The 14,102-nt window shown below is 69.6% G+C and carries 17 protein-coding genes; 9 read left to right on the top strand and 8 right to left on the bottom strand.

Going from position 1 to position 14,102, the window contains the following annotated elements; genetic code table 11:
- Positions 1 to 21 precede the first annotated feature (21 nt).
- Positions 22 to 483 carry a hypothetical protein gene (locus ACFOY2_RS26900; RefSeq protein ID WP_379530856.1) on the top strand — a complete coding sequence of 154 codons (462 nt, stop codon included), beginning with the start codon at positions 22 to 24 and terminating at the stop codon, positions 481 to 483.
- Here ACFOY2_RS26900 and ACFOY2_RS26895 read toward each other — a convergent pair.
- A complete protein-coding gene (locus ACFOY2_RS26895; protein ID WP_379530855.1) occupies positions 468 to 1,655 on the bottom strand; it encodes a MarP family serine protease in 1,188 nt (395 codons plus the stop codon). The genes ACFOY2_RS26900 and ACFOY2_RS26895 overlap by 16 nt on opposite strands.
- Positions 1,656 to 1,736: 81 nt before the next feature.
- Here ACFOY2_RS26895 and ACFOY2_RS26890 point away from each other — a divergent pair, with 81 nt between their 5' ends.
- Entirely contained in the window at positions 1,737 to 2,249 is a 513-nt protein-coding gene (locus tag ACFOY2_RS26890) for a HEAT repeat domain-containing protein (RefSeq protein WP_379530854.1), read from the top strand.
- A gap of 3 nt (positions 2,250 to 2,252) precedes the next feature.
- Here the strand turns inward: ACFOY2_RS26890 and ACFOY2_RS26885 are convergent, their stop codons facing one another.
- Together ACFOY2_RS26885 and nth are read right to left on the bottom strand one after the other, a co-directional pair.
- Complete coding sequence (locus tag ACFOY2_RS26885) at positions 2,253 to 2,900, bottom strand: NUDIX hydrolase (protein ID WP_379530853.1); 648 nt, start codon at positions 2,898 to 2,900, stop codon at positions 2,253 to 2,255.
- Positions 2,901 to 2,940: 40 nt separating this feature from the next.
- Positions 2,941 to 3,663: an endonuclease III gene (gene nth, locus ACFOY2_RS26880; protein WP_379530852.1), complete on the bottom strand. Its 723-nt coding sequence runs from the start codon at positions 3,661 to 3,663 to the stop codon at positions 2,941 to 2,943.
- An 84-nt stretch (positions 3,664 to 3,747) separates the two neighbouring features.
- Between nth and ACFOY2_RS26875 the strand changes: the two genes are divergently transcribed.
- On the top strand, positions 3,748 to 4,203 hold the full coding sequence (locus ACFOY2_RS26875; RefSeq protein WP_379530851.1) for a hypothetical protein: 456 nt from the start codon (positions 3,748 to 3,750) through the stop codon (positions 4,201 to 4,203).
- A gap of 122 nt (positions 4,204 to 4,325) precedes the next feature.
- Positions 4,326 to 5,006 (top strand): Crp/Fnr family transcriptional regulator, encoded by a 681-nt coding sequence (locus ACFOY2_RS26870; RefSeq protein ID WP_379530850.1) that lies wholly within the window; start codon positions 4,326 to 4,328, stop codon positions 5,004 to 5,006.
- Here ACFOY2_RS26870 and ACFOY2_RS26865 read toward each other — a convergent pair.
- Genes ACFOY2_RS26865 through ACFOY2_RS26850 form a run of 4 tightly spaced genes read right to left on the bottom strand, consistent with a single transcriptional unit; the run spans position 4,988 to position 7,245 of the window.
- A complete protein-coding gene (locus ACFOY2_RS26865) occupies positions 4,988 to 5,779 on the bottom strand; it encodes an MBL fold metallo-hydrolase (RefSeq protein ID WP_379530849.1) in 792 nt (263 codons plus the stop codon). The two genes, ACFOY2_RS26870 and ACFOY2_RS26865, sit on opposite strands and share 19 nt — an antisense overlap.
- Positions 5,776 to 6,588 carry an NUDIX hydrolase gene (locus ACFOY2_RS26860; RefSeq protein ID WP_379530848.1) on the bottom strand — a complete coding sequence of 271 codons (813 nt, stop codon included), beginning with the start codon at positions 6,586 to 6,588 and terminating at the stop codon, positions 5,776 to 5,778. Before ACFOY2_RS26860 ends, ACFOY2_RS26865 begins: the two co-directional genes overlap by 4 nt.
- A 46-nt stretch (positions 6,589 to 6,634) precedes the next feature.
- Positions 6,635 to 7,093 (bottom strand): RidA family protein, encoded by a 459-nt coding sequence (locus tag ACFOY2_RS26855; RefSeq protein WP_379530847.1) that lies wholly within the window; start codon positions 7,091 to 7,093, stop codon positions 6,635 to 6,637.
- Positions 7,090 to 7,245 carry a hypothetical protein gene (locus ACFOY2_RS26850; RefSeq protein ID WP_379530846.1) on the bottom strand — a complete coding sequence of 52 codons (156 nt, stop codon included), beginning with the start codon at positions 7,243 to 7,245 and terminating at the stop codon, positions 7,090 to 7,092. The genes ACFOY2_RS26855 and ACFOY2_RS26850 overlap by 4 nt, the downstream gene beginning before the upstream one ends.
- 76 nt (positions 7,246 to 7,321) lie before the next feature.
- Between ACFOY2_RS26850 and ACFOY2_RS26845 the strand changes: the two genes are divergently transcribed.
- Both ACFOY2_RS26845 and ACFOY2_RS26840 read left to right on the top strand, forming a co-directional pair.
- A complete protein-coding gene (locus tag ACFOY2_RS26845) occupies positions 7,322 to 8,323 on the top strand; it encodes an ArsA-related P-loop ATPase (protein WP_379530845.1) in 1,002 nt (333 codons plus the stop codon).
- Complete coding sequence (locus tag ACFOY2_RS26840; RefSeq protein WP_379530844.1) at positions 8,320 to 9,447, top strand: ArsA family ATPase; 1,128 nt, start codon at positions 8,320 to 8,322, stop codon at positions 9,445 to 9,447. Before ACFOY2_RS26845 ends, ACFOY2_RS26840 begins: the two co-directional genes overlap by 4 nt.
- 55 nt (positions 9,448 to 9,502) lie before the next feature.
- Here ACFOY2_RS26840 and ACFOY2_RS26835 read toward each other — a convergent pair whose 3' ends face one another.
- Positions 9,503 to 9,799, bottom strand: coding sequence for a WhiB family transcriptional regulator (locus tag ACFOY2_RS26835; RefSeq protein ID WP_090771382.1), 297 nt, complete (start codon positions 9,797 to 9,799; stop codon positions 9,503 to 9,505).
- Positions 9,800 to 10,041: 242 nt separating this feature from the next.
- Here ACFOY2_RS26835 and ACFOY2_RS26830 point away from each other — a divergent pair, with 242 nt between their 5' ends.
- The 3 genes from ACFOY2_RS26830 (at position 10,042) to ACFOY2_RS26820 (ending at position 14,090) form a co-directional block, all read left to right on the top strand.
- The gene (locus ACFOY2_RS26830) at positions 10,042 to 12,303 is read left to right on the top strand and encodes a transglycosylase domain-containing protein (protein ID WP_379530843.1); all 2,262 of its coding nucleotides are present in this window, start codon (positions 10,042 to 10,044) and stop codon (positions 12,301 to 12,303) included.
- 168 nt (positions 12,304 to 12,471) lie between these two features.
- The gene (locus ACFOY2_RS26825; protein ID WP_379530842.1) at positions 12,472 to 12,819 is read left to right on the top strand and encodes a YciI family protein; all 348 of its coding nucleotides are present in this window, start codon (positions 12,472 to 12,474) and stop codon (positions 12,817 to 12,819) included.
- Entirely contained in the window at positions 12,816 to 14,090 is a 1,275-nt protein-coding gene (locus tag ACFOY2_RS26820; RefSeq protein ID WP_379530841.1) for an RNA polymerase sigma factor, read from the top strand. Before ACFOY2_RS26825 ends, ACFOY2_RS26820 begins: the two co-directional genes overlap by 4 nt.
- Positions 14,091 to 14,102: the final 12 nt, after the last annotated feature.

The raw sequence follows: 14,102 nt of genomic DNA, 5'->3' as shown, positions 1-14,102 counted from the left end.
GAACCATGGGACGATCTGAGTGTGGCCCGCTATGAGCGTTTCGTGGAGGAGCTGCTTGACTTCCTGCTGATGCGGCTTGACGAGTCGGGTTTCGCGCAACTCCTCGCCCATGAACCGAGACTCATGGCCGTCAGCTACTGGGACTCGACGCCCGGTAACCGTTGGGGACCGCACCTCGTGCAGTTCACCGGCTGCGCAACCTGCTCGCAGATTCCCCCGCGCGTCGTGGTCAACCCGGTGACCGGCGCCGAGCTGGTGCTGTGGCGGGTCATCGACGTGCGGGCCTACCTGGAGCGGCACGACCGTGCGAACCACGAGCTGGAGTCATGGGGCCGTTACCTCGACCTCAGCGTCGAAGCCTGGCCGTGCCGGCAGGTCCGGTCCCTGACGCTGCCTTTCGCCGACGACCCCGGCCACCATGACAAGTGGCGGCCCGAGTACGCCGCGTTCGCCTCAGGGCAGCTCGTTCAGTCGCACTCTTGAGTGTCGGCGGGCGTGGTGTCGGTACGGCCGGCGACGGCGTCGGGGGCGACCTCGGCGGCCGTCAGGACGTAGCCGGTGTCCTCCTCGTTGAGCGCGGCGGCGAAGATCACGCCGTAGACGCGGCCGTCCACCGTGAGCAGTGGGCCGCCGGAGTTGCCCGGCAGCACCACGCCGCGGATCGCGTACACCTTGCGGGTCACGGTCTTCTCGCGGTAGATGTCGGGGCCCTCGGCCTTGAGCTGGCCGCCGATCCTGGCCGGCTCGGCGGTGAACCCCTTCTTCTGGGGGAAGCCGGCGATGATCGCGTTGTCGCCCCTGCTGCCGTCGCCGTCGAAGTTGAGCTGTGGCAGGCCGAGCCCCGGCACGTACAGGACGGCGATGTCACGCTGCGGGTTGTAGCGCACGACCGTGGCGTCGTGGCGGGTGTTGTTGTGGTCGATGATCTGCAGGTCGCGGCTGACGCCCGCGACCACGTGGGCGTTGGTCATGATCCGGCCGGGCGCGTAGACGAAGCCGGTGCCCTCGATGTGCTTGTTGCAGCTCTCGGCGTTGCCCTGCACCTTGACGATCGCTTCCCTGGCCCTGGTCAGCTTCGCGCCCTGCAGCACGCTCTGGTCGGGCGGCGGGATGTCGATGAACTGGCCGGAGGCGATGGCGTCGAAGACCGGCGGGAACTCCGAGCGGTCGATGAACTTCTTGAACGGCTGCTGCCAGTTGCGCGCGGCCTGCGGGATCACGTCGTCGACCGTGGACAGCAGCGCGGAGTTCTTCACCTGGTCGACCAGCGTGGTGAAGGTGGTCGAGACGATCAGCGACCCGATGAGCCAGGCGATGACCAGCACCGACAGCGCGCTGGCGAAGGTGCCGCCGACCGCGTCGGCGACCTTGGCCGGCTCCCACGTGACGTGGCTGCGCACGACCGCCCCGAGGGTCGAGGAGGCGAACTGCCCGATGGTGGCCGACAGGAAGACGATCACGATCGCCAGCAGCGCCTGCGGCGTGTCGCCGTCGACCACGGCCTTGGAGACGGGTGGCGCGATGAACACGCCCAGCACGGCGCCGCCCACGAACCCCACGAAGCTCATCGCTCCGATGATGAAGCCCTGGCGGTAGCCCGAGATGCCGAAAGCGATCACGAGGGCGATCAGGATGACGTCAAGCAGATCGGGCACGTTTCAAAGGTAACCAGAGAGACGGTCAAGTGTGCACGTCTTCCGCCAGGACGGCGTCACTCGCCTGGCAACGTTGGCATCATGCCGCCGTCCGAGGGAACCGCGCGTGATCTCATCGAGGCAGCTCTGGGCGACACCGATCCGGATGGACCGCTGCGCTGGCACGTGATCTCCGTGCTGTGTCAGCGGGGCGATCTGGAGTCGTTCATCGAGGCACGGCGGCTGTGCGCCGCGGACACCGTCGAGGAGCGGATGCTCGGCGTGGACATCATGGGGATGCTTCGGCCGTTTGTGGACCGTACGCTGCCGGTGCTGCGCTTCCTGGCCGCCAGCGAGGACGACGCCATGGTCCTGTACGCGGTGCTGATCGCCTTCGGCCATCTGGGCGATCCGCGGTCGCTGCCGTCGGTGATCGATCTGGCCGCCCACATGGACGCCAGGGTCAGGTACGGCGCCGCGTACGCCCTGCAGCACGTGCTCGGCGACCCCCCTGACAGGGCCGGGCTGGAGGCGCTGCGCAGGCTGGCGGCCGACAGCGACGCGGACGTGGCGGGCTGGGCCTCGCTCGGCGTCTCTCTCCGGTTCCTGCGGTAGGCGTCAGCCTCTGGAGGCCAGGTTCACCACGTCGGGCGGCAGGTCCTCCACCCGCGCCGGGTCCCACGGCAGTTCCAGCCCGCCCTCGCGCAGCACCGAGTCCAGCACCATGGCGGTGAACCCCCACACCAGCATCCCCCGCACCCGGAACGCCGGCCCCGCCATGCCGCTGGGGTGGCGCAGCATGACGCGGTTGGCCGGATCGACGAGTTCGGCGATCGGCACACGTTCGACGGAGTCGACCTCGTCGGGCGAGGCCGCGTGGACCGCGCACGGCTCGCGCCACCAGGCCAGCACGGGCGTGACCCGGTTGTCGCTGTATCGCAGGTAGAGCTCCTGCATCGTGCCCAGCACGTGGACGCCACCGGGATCGACCCCGGTCTCCTCCTCGGCCTCCCGCAGCGCTGCCGCGACGGGCCCGCCGTCGTCGGGGTCGACGCCGCCGCCGGGGAAGGCGGGCTGTCCCGCGTGCCTGCGCCCGCGGGTGCTGCGCTGGATGAGCAGCACGTCGGGGCCGAAGGGTCCCTCGCCGAACAACATCAGCACCGCCGCGGCCCTGCCGCGCCCGGCGGGCGGCCTCATGTACGGGGGGATCTTGCTCTGCTGGGCCTGCGCCGCCAGTCTGTCGAGCCAGTCGGGCACTTGGGTCACGCAACCTCCAACACGCCGCGGCGTCGATGACTTCCCATGATCAGGAGAAGGGGCCGGACTTGACGAGCTTGGCGGCCGTCTCGGCGTCGGCGGGGCCGGTGCCGAACGAGGGGCAGAGCGCGGCCAGCGGGCACACGCCGCAGGCGGGGCGGCGGGAGTGGCAGATGCGGCGGCCGTGCCAGATCACCCGGTGCGAGAAGATCGTCCAGTCGCGTTTGGGCAGCAACTCGCCCACGATGTGCTCGATCTTGACCGGGTCGGTCTCCTCGGTCCAGCCGAAACGGCGTACCAGCCGCTGGAAGTGGGTGTCGACGGTCAGCCCCGGCACGCCGAAGGCGTTGCCGAGGACCACGTTGGCCGTCTTGCGGCCCACGCCGGGCAGTTTCACCAGGTCTTTCAGCTTGCCGGGCACCTCGCCGCCGTGACGCTCGCAGATCGCCTGCGCCATGCCGATGATGCTGTTGGTCTTCGCGCGGAAGAAGCCGGTCGAGCGGATGATCTCCTCCATCTCGGACCGGTCGGCGGCGGCGTAGCCTTCCGCCGCCGGGTACTTCGCGAACAGGACGGGGGTCACCATGTTGACCCGCTTGTCCGTGCACTGCGCGGACAGGATCGTCGCCACCAGGAGCTCAAGGGGGTTGCCGAAGTCGAGCTCGCAGTGGGCGTCCGGGTAGGTCTCCGCGAGGACCCTGTTCATCTTGCGCGCCCGCCGCACCAGTGCGAGCTGGGTCTCCGGCTTGCGCCCCGCCGCGTTCGTGGCCATGTCGCAAGGGTAGAAGCTTCGGAGAACGGTTGAACCCCAGACGGCCGGATCGCGTACAACCTGGCGACGTGAGAGGCGGTCACCATGGGCGGTCAGGGCGCGGCACTGTCGGACTTCATTCGTCTCGGAGGGCCGCTGCGCGGCCAGGCGCTGCATCGTCTCGCCGTGAGCTGCCTGGCGGCGCTGTCCAGACTGCACGCGCACGGAACCGCGGGCGTGCGGCTCAGCCCGGAGAGCGTGGCGCTGGGCGCCAGGGGCCAGGTGCTCATCGGCTGGCAGACGGGCTACGAGGGCGCGCAGGCGGAGGACGTACGGGCCTGGGCCGATCTGGTGGTGTTCGCGGCCACCGGCGTCAAGGACGGCGACCCGTCCGTCCTGCCTCCCGCGCTGCGGATCGCGGTGGACCGGTGCAGGCAGCCGGATCCGGCCGACCGCCCCGAGGCGGTGGACGTCCTCCGTGTCCTGCTCAACCGGTCTGTGGCGGCCGCTGTGGCCTCTGTGGACGGCCTGCTGTCGGGGGCTTACCGGAACGTCGGGTAACTTTCCCCCTGCATACCACTCATTCCTGCCAACCAGGACGAGGGCGGAGCACTCCGGCATTCCCATAACCTGTGTGTGCCGCTCAGAGTGGGGTGAGTCACAATGGCAGCAGAGGAGGCAGAGTGAACACCGAAGATGTGCTGGGCAAGGCCCCCCTGTTCGCCGCGCTGGATCGCGAGAGCGCAGCGGCGCTGCGCACGAGCATCACCGAGGTCCAGCTCTCCAAGGGACAGACGCTCTTCCACGAGAACGAGACCGGCGACAGGCTCTATGTCGTGCTTGAGGGCAAGATCAAGCTCTCCCGCACCTCCCCGGACGGCCGGGAGAACCTGCTGAGCGTCCTGGGGCCGAGCGAGATGTTCGGCGAATTGTCGTTGTTCGACCCCCGGCCCCGCACGGCCACCGCGACCGCGCTGACCGAGGTGCGGCTGGCCGGGCTCGGCCACGACGACCTGCGGCCCTGGCTGACCGGCCGCCCCGAGGTGGCGCTCCACCTGCTGCGCGCGCTCGCGCAGCGGCTGCGCCGCACCAACGACGTGCTGGCCGACCTGGTCTTCACCGACGTGCCTGGACGAGTGGCCAAGCAGCTCCTCGACCTGGCCGAGCGGTTCGGCACCAAGGCCGACGACGGCCTGCGCGTCCACCACGACCTCACCCAGGAGGAGCTGGCCCAGCTCGTCGGCGCCTCCCGTGAGACGGTCAACAAGGCCCTGGCCGACTTCGCCCAGCGCGGCTGGCTGCGCATCGAGGCCAAGGCCGTGGTGATCCTCGACATGGACCGCCTCTACAACCGGTCCAGATAGTCGAGTTGCGCCAGCACCGACATCTCGGCGGCCGGCCAGAGAGACCTGTCGACGTCGGCGTACACGATGCGGACGATCTCGCGCGGCGTGCGTGCTCCCTGCTCGCGCGCCGCCCTGATCTGGTCGAGCCGCTGACGCCGGTGGGCGATGTAGCCGTCGAGCGCGCCGATCGGGTCGGGCAGCACCGGGCCGTGGCCCGGCAGCAGCGCCCGCGCCTCCAGGCCCTCCGCGGCCGCTCTGAGCCGGTCAAGGCTACGCAGGTAGTCGGCCAGGCCGCCGTCGCGGGCGATGATCGTGGTGCCACGACCGAGCACGGTGTCGCCGGTCAGCATCGCGCGGTCCTGCGGCAGCCAGAAGCACAGCGAGTCGAACGAGTGTCCTGGCGTGCCGTACACGTGGATCTCCAGGCCGTTCACGGTCACCACGTCGCCGTCGGCTAGCCCTTCTTCGCCGAGCCTGTGGCGCGGGTCCAGGGCCCGCACGGGGGCGCGCGTCATGGCGGCGAAGCGCCGGGCGCCGCCGCTGTGGTCGAAATGGCCGTGGGTGAGCAGGATCTCGGTGACGCGGCGGTCGCCGAGGTGATCGTGTACGCGGCGCAAATGTCCCTCGTCCTCCGGCCCGGGATCGACGACGACCACCTGGTCACCCGCGCCGATCACCCACGTGTTGGTGCCGTCGAGGGTCATGAGCGACGGGTTGGGGGCGAGCAGGTTCTCGGCGTGTTCCGTACGCGATCCGTCGGGCGTGTCGATCGGGATATGGAGTCCGCTCATGCGGTCACCAGCCGCATCTCGCCCTCGATCTCCACGGCCCTGGGCATGATGGTCACGATCTCCCTGGGGGCGGCCAGCACCTCGCGTACGCCGTCATAGGCCGCCAGCTCGGTCAGCGTCTGGAACGTCGGCGGCATCAGGAAGATCTCCCCCTTGCGCGCCAGGTCGAGCGTCTCGGCGGGCCGCTGCCACACGACCTGGTCGGCCTCGCCGCCGACGTCGCGCGGGCGCTGGCCCTCGGGCAGCACGGCGGCGAAGAACCGGGTGTCGAAGCGCCGGTGCTCGATCTCGGGGGTGATCCAGTGGGCCCACGGCTTGAGCAGGTCGGCGCGGAGCACCAGGCCGCGCCCGGCCAGGAAGCCGGCCAGGGCCAGGCTCCTGTCGATCAGGGCGAGCCTGTCGGCCTCCCAGCCGTCGCCCGTCGTGTCGGAGACCACAGAACGCGGGTCGGCGCCGGCGAGCAGCACGCCGGACTCCTCGAACGTCTCGCGCACGGCCGCGCACACCAGGGCGCGCGCCAGCCGTTCTTCCGCGGCGAAGACGGCGCCCCACTCCGCCGGGGACGGCCCCGCCCACGCCGTGGCCTGATCCGTGTCACGGGGGTCCACGGAGCCGCCGGGGAAGACATACGCTCCCGCGGCGAAGGCCATCGTGGACTTGCGCCGCAGCAGATAGACCTCAGGCCCCCGCGGGCCCTCACGCAGCAGCACGACGGTGGCGGCGTCGCGCGCGGGCACCGGCGCCACGAGTCCGGCGTTGATGTCCCGTGCCCGCGCGGCGAGCTCAGCTGGAAGCGGAAAACCGGTCACATGACCTCCTCTAGGACATCACTCGGTCATGGTGACATATCCCCGCTCAGGCGACTTCGGCGATCAGCTCCACTTCCACGGGCGCGTCCAGTGGGAGCGCGGCCACGCCGACGGCGCTGCGCGCGTGCCTGCCCGCCTCGCCGAACACCTGCGCCAGCAACTCGCTGGCGCCGTTGCCGACCTTGGGCTGGTCGGTGAAGGTGGGCTCGCCGGCCACGAACACCACGACCTTGACGATCCGCGTGACCTTGCTCAGGTCGCCGACCTCCGACCTGAGCGCGGCCAGCGCGTTGAGCGCGCAGACGGCGGCCATCTCGGCGCCCTGCTCGGTGGTCAGCTCGGCGCCCAGCTTGCCCGTCATGAGCAACTTGCCGTGGGCGAAGGGCACCTGCCCCGAGGTGTAGACGAGGTTGCCCGTGCGGACGGCGGGCACGTAGGCGGCGACCGGCGCGGGCACCTCGGGGAGCTCCAGGCCGAGATCGGCCAGCTTCTGCTCGGGCGTCACTGCTTCTCCCGCTTGAAGTAGGCGACGAGGTTCTCGGGCGTTGGGCCCGGCACGATCTGGACCAGCTCCCAGCCGTCGACGCCGAAGTTGTCCAGGATCATCTTGGTGTTGTGGATCAGCACGGGGGCTGTGAGGTACTCCCACTTCTTCATGGGGCCACCTTATTGTGAGCAATCTCAAACACTGGTCGTCGGCATCCGGCAAATGGCCGTTCGGTAGCCTCGAAACGTGGACTCTCCGGACACGGATTGGACCGACGTGCGACTGCACGTCGTCACCGGCAAGGGCGGCACCGGCAAGACGACCGTGGCCGCGGCCCTGGCCCTGGCCCTGGCCTCGGGAGGCCGCAAGGTTCTCCTGGTCGAGGTGGAGGGCAGGCAGGGCATCGCGCAGATCTTCGACCTGCCGCCGCTCCCCTACGAGGAGCGCAAGATCGCGGTGGCGCCGGCGGGCGGCGACGTGTACGCGCTGGCCATCGACCCCGAGGAGGCCATGCTCGAGTACATGGAGATGTTCTACGGGATGCGCAGGGCGGGCCGGGCGCTGACCAAGATGGGCGTCGTCGACTTCGCCACCACCGTGGCCCCCGGCTTCCGCGACGTGCTCGTCACCGGCAAGACGACCGAGGCCGTGCGCAGGCGGGGCAGGAACGGGCGCAGGGTCTACGACGCGGTCGTGCTGGACGCGCCGCCCACGGGCCGCATCACGCGCTTCCTGAACGTCACCCAGGAGGTCGCGGGCCTGGCCAAGGTCGGGCCGATCAAGAACCACTCCGATCTGGTCAACGGCGTCGTGAAGTCCCGCGAGACCGCGGTGCACTTCGTGACCCTGCTGGAGGAGATGCCCGTCCAGGAGACGCTCGACGGCATCGCCGAATTGCGTTCCGCCGGGCTTCCCCCCGGCGGGATTTTCGTCAATATGGTGCGCGAATCGCAGCTCCCGCAGGCCGCTCTTGACACGGCTGTCAAGGGCCGCTTCGACGCCGCGGAGCTCGTCCTCGGGCTCAAGGCGGCCGGGCTGGCCGACGGCGCGCAGGCCACGGCGATGGCCGAGGCGCTCGCCGAGGAGGTCGTCGAGCACGCCCGCCGCACCGAGTTGGAGCGCGTCGAGCGCGAGTCGCTGGCCGGGGCGGGGCTCAAGGGCTACGACCTGCCGCTGCTGGCCGACGGAGTGGACCTGGCCGGGCTGTACGAGCTGGCCGAGAGCATGCGCACCCAGGGAGCAGCGTGAAGAAGCCGGCCAAGCTCGACATCGACGCCATACTCGACGACTCCGGCACCAGGATCGTGGTCTGCTGCGGCGCCGGCGGCGTGGGCAAGACCACGACCGCGGCCGCGCTCGGCCTGCGTGCCGCGGAACGCGGCAGGCGCGCGGTGGTGCTGACCGTCGACCCCGCCAGGCGGCTGGCCCAGTCGATGGGGCTGACCGAGCTCGACAACACTCCGCGCCTGGTCAGCTCGCCCGAGGGCGGCGGCGAGTTGTTCGCGATGATGCTCGACATGAAGCGCACCTTCGACGAGATCATCGAGGCGCACGCCGACCCCGTACGGGCCCGCCAGATCCTGTCGAACCCCTTCTACCAGTCCCTGTCCTCCAGCTTCGCGGGCACGCAGGAGTACATGGCCATGGAGAAGCTCGGCCAGCTCCGCCGCTCGGACGAGTGGGACCTGATCATCGTGGACACGCCGCCGTCGCGCTCCGCGCTCGACTTCCTCGACGCCCCGGAGCGGCTCGGGCGCTTCCTCGACGGGCGGTTCATCCGCCTGCTGACGGCGCCCGCCAAGGCCGGAGGACGCAGCGCGTTCCGGCTGCTCAACGCCGGGTTCGGGATCATGGCGGGAGCCATGACGAAGCTGCTGGGCGCCCAGGTGATCAAGGACCTGCAGACGTTCGTGTCCGCGCTCGACGCCGTCTTCGGCGGCTTCAGGCAGCGCGCCGAGATGACCTACAAGCTGCTCCAGGCCCCCGGCACGGCCTTCCTCGTGGTGGCCGCGCCTGAGCGCGACGCCATGCGCGAGGCGTCCTACTTCGTCGAGCGGCTCGCCGAAGAGCGCATGCCACTGGCCGGACTGGTGGTCAACCGGGTCCACGTGTCGCCCGCCCCTAAGCTCTCAGCGGCACGCAGCGCCGCCGCGGCCGAGGACCTGGGGTCCAGGGGCGAACATGAGCTGACCGCCGCCGTGCTGCGGCTGCACGCCGGGCGGATGCAACTCACTGCCCGCGAGAAGCGCGAGCAGGAACATTTCGTCTCGGCTCATCCGACCGTGCCGGTGACACAGGTCCGCGCCATGTCCGATGACGTCCACGATCTGGCCGGTCTGCGGCAGATCGGGCAGTTGCTGGCGAGCGTGTGAAAGAAAGTACGGCCGACGGACGGCGCCGGCCGTACTTTCGCTCGCCGGGCTTGGGTCAGCCCGCGATCAGCTCGTTGGTTCGTTCGTACTCTTCCTTGGCGGACTCGAGCAGGTCACGCCACGAGTCCACATCGGGACGCCGTCGAAGCAGCGCACGCCGTTCCCGTTCGGTCATACCGCCCCACACCCCGAACTCGATGCGGTTGTCCAGCGCATCGGCGAGGCACTCGGTACGAACCGGGCAACCCCGGCAGATGAGCTTCGCCCTGTTCTGCGCGGCGCCCTGCACGAACAGGGCATCCGGATCCGCACCTTTACAGGCGGCACGGGAGGTCCAATCCGTGATCCACATTGTTCGACCCCACTCCCCTTAGGTGGTCAGTCGTCATTTGGGGCCGACGGGCGCGGGCGCCGAGCCTCCGTATTCAGTTGCCGCAGGGAGAACGTACGCAACTACCCGTTCGGGCCGACAGACCCCAGAGGACCAATTTCTCGGCGCGCTCTTGACCGGGAATGACTAGTCACCCCCGCCAGTCAAGGCGAAATGGTGTCGCGCTACCGATTAGGTCAGTCTTTCGACGTACTCTTGGTAGCGTGCAAGCGCAGCGCAAAGATCGCTCCAACCCCGCCCTGAACGTCCTGCGACTGGTGATCGCGGGCACCGTGGCCGGGGTCCTCGCGGCTGCCGTGGCCCTACCCGCGGTCGGCGGGGCCGGAGTGTCGGCGAAGAGCGCGATGGAAGGTCTCAACCTCAAGCCCGAAGAACTCGACGAACCCCCCCTGCCCGAACGCACGATCCTCCAGGACTCCAAGGGCAAGGAGATCGGCCGCTTCTACTACGAGAACCGCCAGTCCGTGCCGCTCGGCCAGGTCGCCCCGATCATGCGAACCGCACTGATCGCGATCGAGGACTTCCGTTTCTACCAGCACGGGCCGATCGATGTGGAGGGAACGGCCAGAGCGCTGCTGAAGAATCTCTCCAGCGGCGGCGTGATGCAGGGCGGGTCGTCGATCACCCAGCAGTACGTCAAACAGGTGTTGGTCAACAAGGCCGAGACCCCTGAGGAGCAGCAGGCGGCCATCGCCCCCACGATCTCCCGCAAACTGGCCGAGTTGCGCAACGCGATGGCGATCGAGAGCAAGTACACCAAAGACCAGATTCTCGAAAAATATCTAAACATCGCCTACTTCGGCGCGGGCGCGCACGGCATCCAGGCCGCCTCCAAGCGCTTCTTCGACAAGCCGGCCTCCAAACTCACCCTCGTCGAGGCCGCCACGCTGGCCGGCGCCGTCCAGAACCCCGCCAGGACCGACCCCAACGTCGGCCCCGAGGCGCGGACGCGGCTGCAGGAGCGGCGCAACATCGTGCTGGACCGGATGGCCGAGATCGGCAAGATCACCGTCCAGGAGGCCGCCGAGGCGAAGGCGAAGAAGCTGGGGTACAAGGACGTCAAGTTCCCCGGCGGCTGCGAGGCCAGCAAATATCCGTACTTCTGCCTCTACGTCCAGTACGAGATCCTCAGCAACGACGAATTCGGCAAGAACCCCGACGAGCGCCGCAAGCTGCTCCAGCGGGGCGGCCTGACGATCAAGACCACGATCGACCCCGGCATGCAGGCCGCCGCCGACAAGGCCATCAAGAAGTACGTCTCCAAGAAGGACAAGCCCGTGGCCTCGCAGGCCATGGTCGTGCCCGGCACCGGCGAGATCAAGGCGATGGCGGCCTCGCGCACGTTCGGCCAGAGCAAGAAGAAGAACGAGATGAGCTACAACATCGTGGCCGACGGGGCCCACGGTGGCGGGCGCGGGTTCCAGCAGGGCTCGACGGCCAAGGTCTACACGCTGGCCGCGGCGCTGGAGGACGGCCTGAAGTACGGCGACGGCTTCCCCGCCCCCGCGGGCTACACCGCCAGCGGCTACAACTCGTTCAAGAACTGCAAGGGCGAGAACGTCGGCGACCCGTCCCACACCGTCCGCAACTCCAGCGAGGGCGGGGGCGGCTTCAAGACGCTGGAGAGCGGCACGTGGGGCTCGGTGAACACGTTCTTCATCAAGCTCCAGGAGAAGGTCGGGCTCTGCGACGTCGTCAAGATGGCCAAGAAGCTCGGGGTCAAGCGGGCCGACGGGGCCAAGCTGTCGGAGGTCGAGACGTTCACGCTGGGGGTCAACGAGGTCGATCCCGTGACGATCGCCAACTCCTACGCCGTGTTCGCCTCGCGGGGGCAGTACTGCAAGCCGCTGGCCATCACCGAGATCAAGGACAGGAACGGCAAGGCCAAGCAGTACAAGCCCAAGTGCTCCCAGGTCATGGAAGAAGAGGTCGCCGACGCCGTCAACGGCATCCTGTCCGGGGTGTTCACCAAGGGCACGATGCAGGAGGTCGGCGGCGTCGGACGGGACGCGGCCGGCAAGACCGGCACGACCGACAACTACATGTCGGCCTGGTTCGCCGGCTACACCCCCAACCTGTCCTCCGCCGTCAGCCTCGGCGACCCGCGCGGCACCTCGGCGCACAAGCTCATCGGGATCACGATCGGCGGGCGGTACTACCCGTACGTGTACGGGGCCACCATTTCCGGGCGAGTCTGGAAAGACTCAATGCTCTCGGCGCTGAAGGGGGTCGAGCCAACCGATTTCACGTCGGTCGACCGCTCGCGCTTCGGCGGGTGCACCGACAACTGCGCGCCCAAGCCGCCCAAGGAGAAGAAGGGCGACGACGACGGCAACCCGTTCGACGTCTTCGACCCGCGGGCGGGCGACGACAACGGCGGCTGGCCGTTCGGAGGGGACAGACAGAACAACGGCAACGGGCGCGGGCGTGGCGGGGACACCGGGCCGATCACTCCCGGGCGCTGAGAGACGTTCTGAGGCCCTTGGGCTTGGCGCTGTGACCCTGGGAGACCGTCCCGGCCGCCGCTCCCCGCAGAAGACCCTCTGAGCCTTCTGCGGGGCCGCTGTCGAATCCGGCCGTTCCCGTTCGTCGGGTGGTAGAGAGAACGACCACCGAGAAAAGAGGAGGGCCTGATGCCCCAGTACGCAGTCCTGGTCTACCAGCCGGCGCCTGGCGACCCGATGAAGATCTCCCCTGAGTACGCTGCGGCGCTCGAACACTACCCGGCCCAGGTCGAGGAGCTCGGCGGGCGCGGCGTCGCGGGATACGCGCTGCAGCCCAGCACCACGGCCACGTCCGTACGCGGCGGCGACATCGTCACCGACGGCCCGTTCACCGAGGCCAAAGAGGTCGTCGCCGGATTCTTCATCCTGGAGGCGCCCGACCTGGACGTCGCCCTGAAGATCGCCAAGCTCAACCCCGTCTACCTGGACGGCGGCGGCGTGGAGGTCCGGCCCCTGTTCACCCCGCCGGCGGAGTGAACGACGGCAACAGGGCCGCGGCCGAACACGCCGTGGCGGACGCGCACCGTCGCGAGTGGGCCTTCGTGCTCGCCGCGACGGCGCGCGTCGCCGGCGACCTCGACCTCGCCGAGGAATGCGTCCAGGACGCCTACCTCACCGCGCTGGAGACCTGGACCCGCGACGGCGTGCCCCGCAAGCCCGGCGCCTGGCTCACCACCACCGCCAAACGCAAAGCCCTGGACGTACTCCGCCGGGACCAGGTGTTCCGGACGAAAATGCCACTACTCGCAGAACCGGACGAGGTCGGCATGGACGAACCCGACGACGAGACGATCCAGGACGACCGGCTGCGGCTGATCTTCACCTGCTGCCATCCCGCGCTGGCCAGGGAGGCGCAGGTGGCGCTGACCCTGCGCCTGGTGTGCGGGGTCGGCACCGGCGACATCGCCAAGGCGTTCCTGGTCTCCGAGCCGACCATGGCGGCGCGGGTCACCCGGGCCAAGAAGAAGATCTCCGCGGCGGCGATCCCGTACCGGGTGCCGGACGCCGGCGAGCTGCCCGAACGGCTGGACACGGTGCTGACCGTCATCCACCTGCTCTACACCACCGGGCACACCGCCTCCACAGGCGCCGACCTGGTCCGCGCCGACCTGGTGGAGCGCGCGCTGGCCCTGACCCGCATGCTCGTGGCCCTGATGCCCGACGAGGCCGAGGTACGCGGGCTGCTGGCGCTGCTGCTGCTCACCGACGCCCGCAGGGCCACCCGCACCGACGCCCGGGGCCGTCTGCTGCTCCTGGAAGACCAGGACCGCTCCGCCTGGGACCGCGCCGCCATCGACGAAGGCCGCCACCTGGTCCAGAGCGCCTTCCGCACCGGCCCCGCCGGGCGATACGCGCTGCAGGCCGGCATCGCCTGCCTGCACGCCACCGCCGCCGACTACGCCGCCACCGACTGGCCCCAGATCCTGTGGCTCTACGACGAACTGCTGAAGCTCTGGCCGTCCCCGGTCGTCGCGCTCAACCGGGCGGTGGCGACCTCGATGGTGCACGGCCCCCAGGCCGCCCTCGACGAGATCGACGCCCTGGCGCGAGACGACCGGCTCGCCGCCTACCACTACCTTCCCGCCATCCGAGCCGACCTGCTGCGCCGGCTCGGCCGCCGTCGCGAGGCCGCGGTCGCCTACCGTGCGGCGTTGGACCTCGCCGGCAACGAGGCCGAACGGGAATTCCTCACCACCCGCCTCGCCGAGACCGTCAATCCCGGATCCGGCCGCCCCCCGGAGCGGTAGACGGCCCTCCCC

This window comes from Nonomuraea purpurea, from assembly GCF_042650645.1.
Lineage (GTDB): Bacteria > Actinomycetota > Actinomycetes > Streptosporangiales > Streptosporangiaceae > Nonomuraea > Nonomuraea purpurea.
This window is presented reverse-complemented; position numbering and strand designations above follow the sequence as displayed.

Bases quoted from the DNA above. Each gene is read 5' to 3' on its own strand.
- ACFOY2_RS26865 (WP_379530849.1), bottom strand. From the start codon at position 5,779: ATGAGCGGACTCCATATCCCGATCGACACGCCCGACGGATCGCGTACG.
- ACFOY2_RS26835 (WP_090771382.1), bottom strand. From the start codon at position 9,799: ATGTGGATCACGGATTGGACCTCCCGTGCCGCCTGTAAAGGTGCGGAT.
- ACFOY2_RS26850 (WP_379530846.1), bottom strand. From the start codon at position 7,245: ATGAAGAAGTGGGAGTACCTCACAGCCCCCGTGCTGATCCACAACACC.
- ACFOY2_RS26875 (WP_379530851.1), top strand. From the start codon at position 3,748: ATGGGCGGTCAGGGCGCGGCACTGTCGGACTTCATTCGTCTCGGAGGG.
- ACFOY2_RS26825 (WP_379530842.1), top strand. From the start codon at position 12,472: ATGCCCCAGTACGCAGTCCTGGTCTACCAGCCGGCGCCTGGCGACCCG.
- ACFOY2_RS26890 (WP_379530854.1), top strand. From the start codon at position 1,737: ATGCCGCCGTCCGAGGGAACCGCGCGTGATCTCATCGAGGCAGCTCTG.
- nth (WP_379530852.1), bottom strand. From the start codon at position 3,663: ATGGCCACGAACGCGGCGGGGCGCAAGCCGGAGACCCAGCTCGCACTG.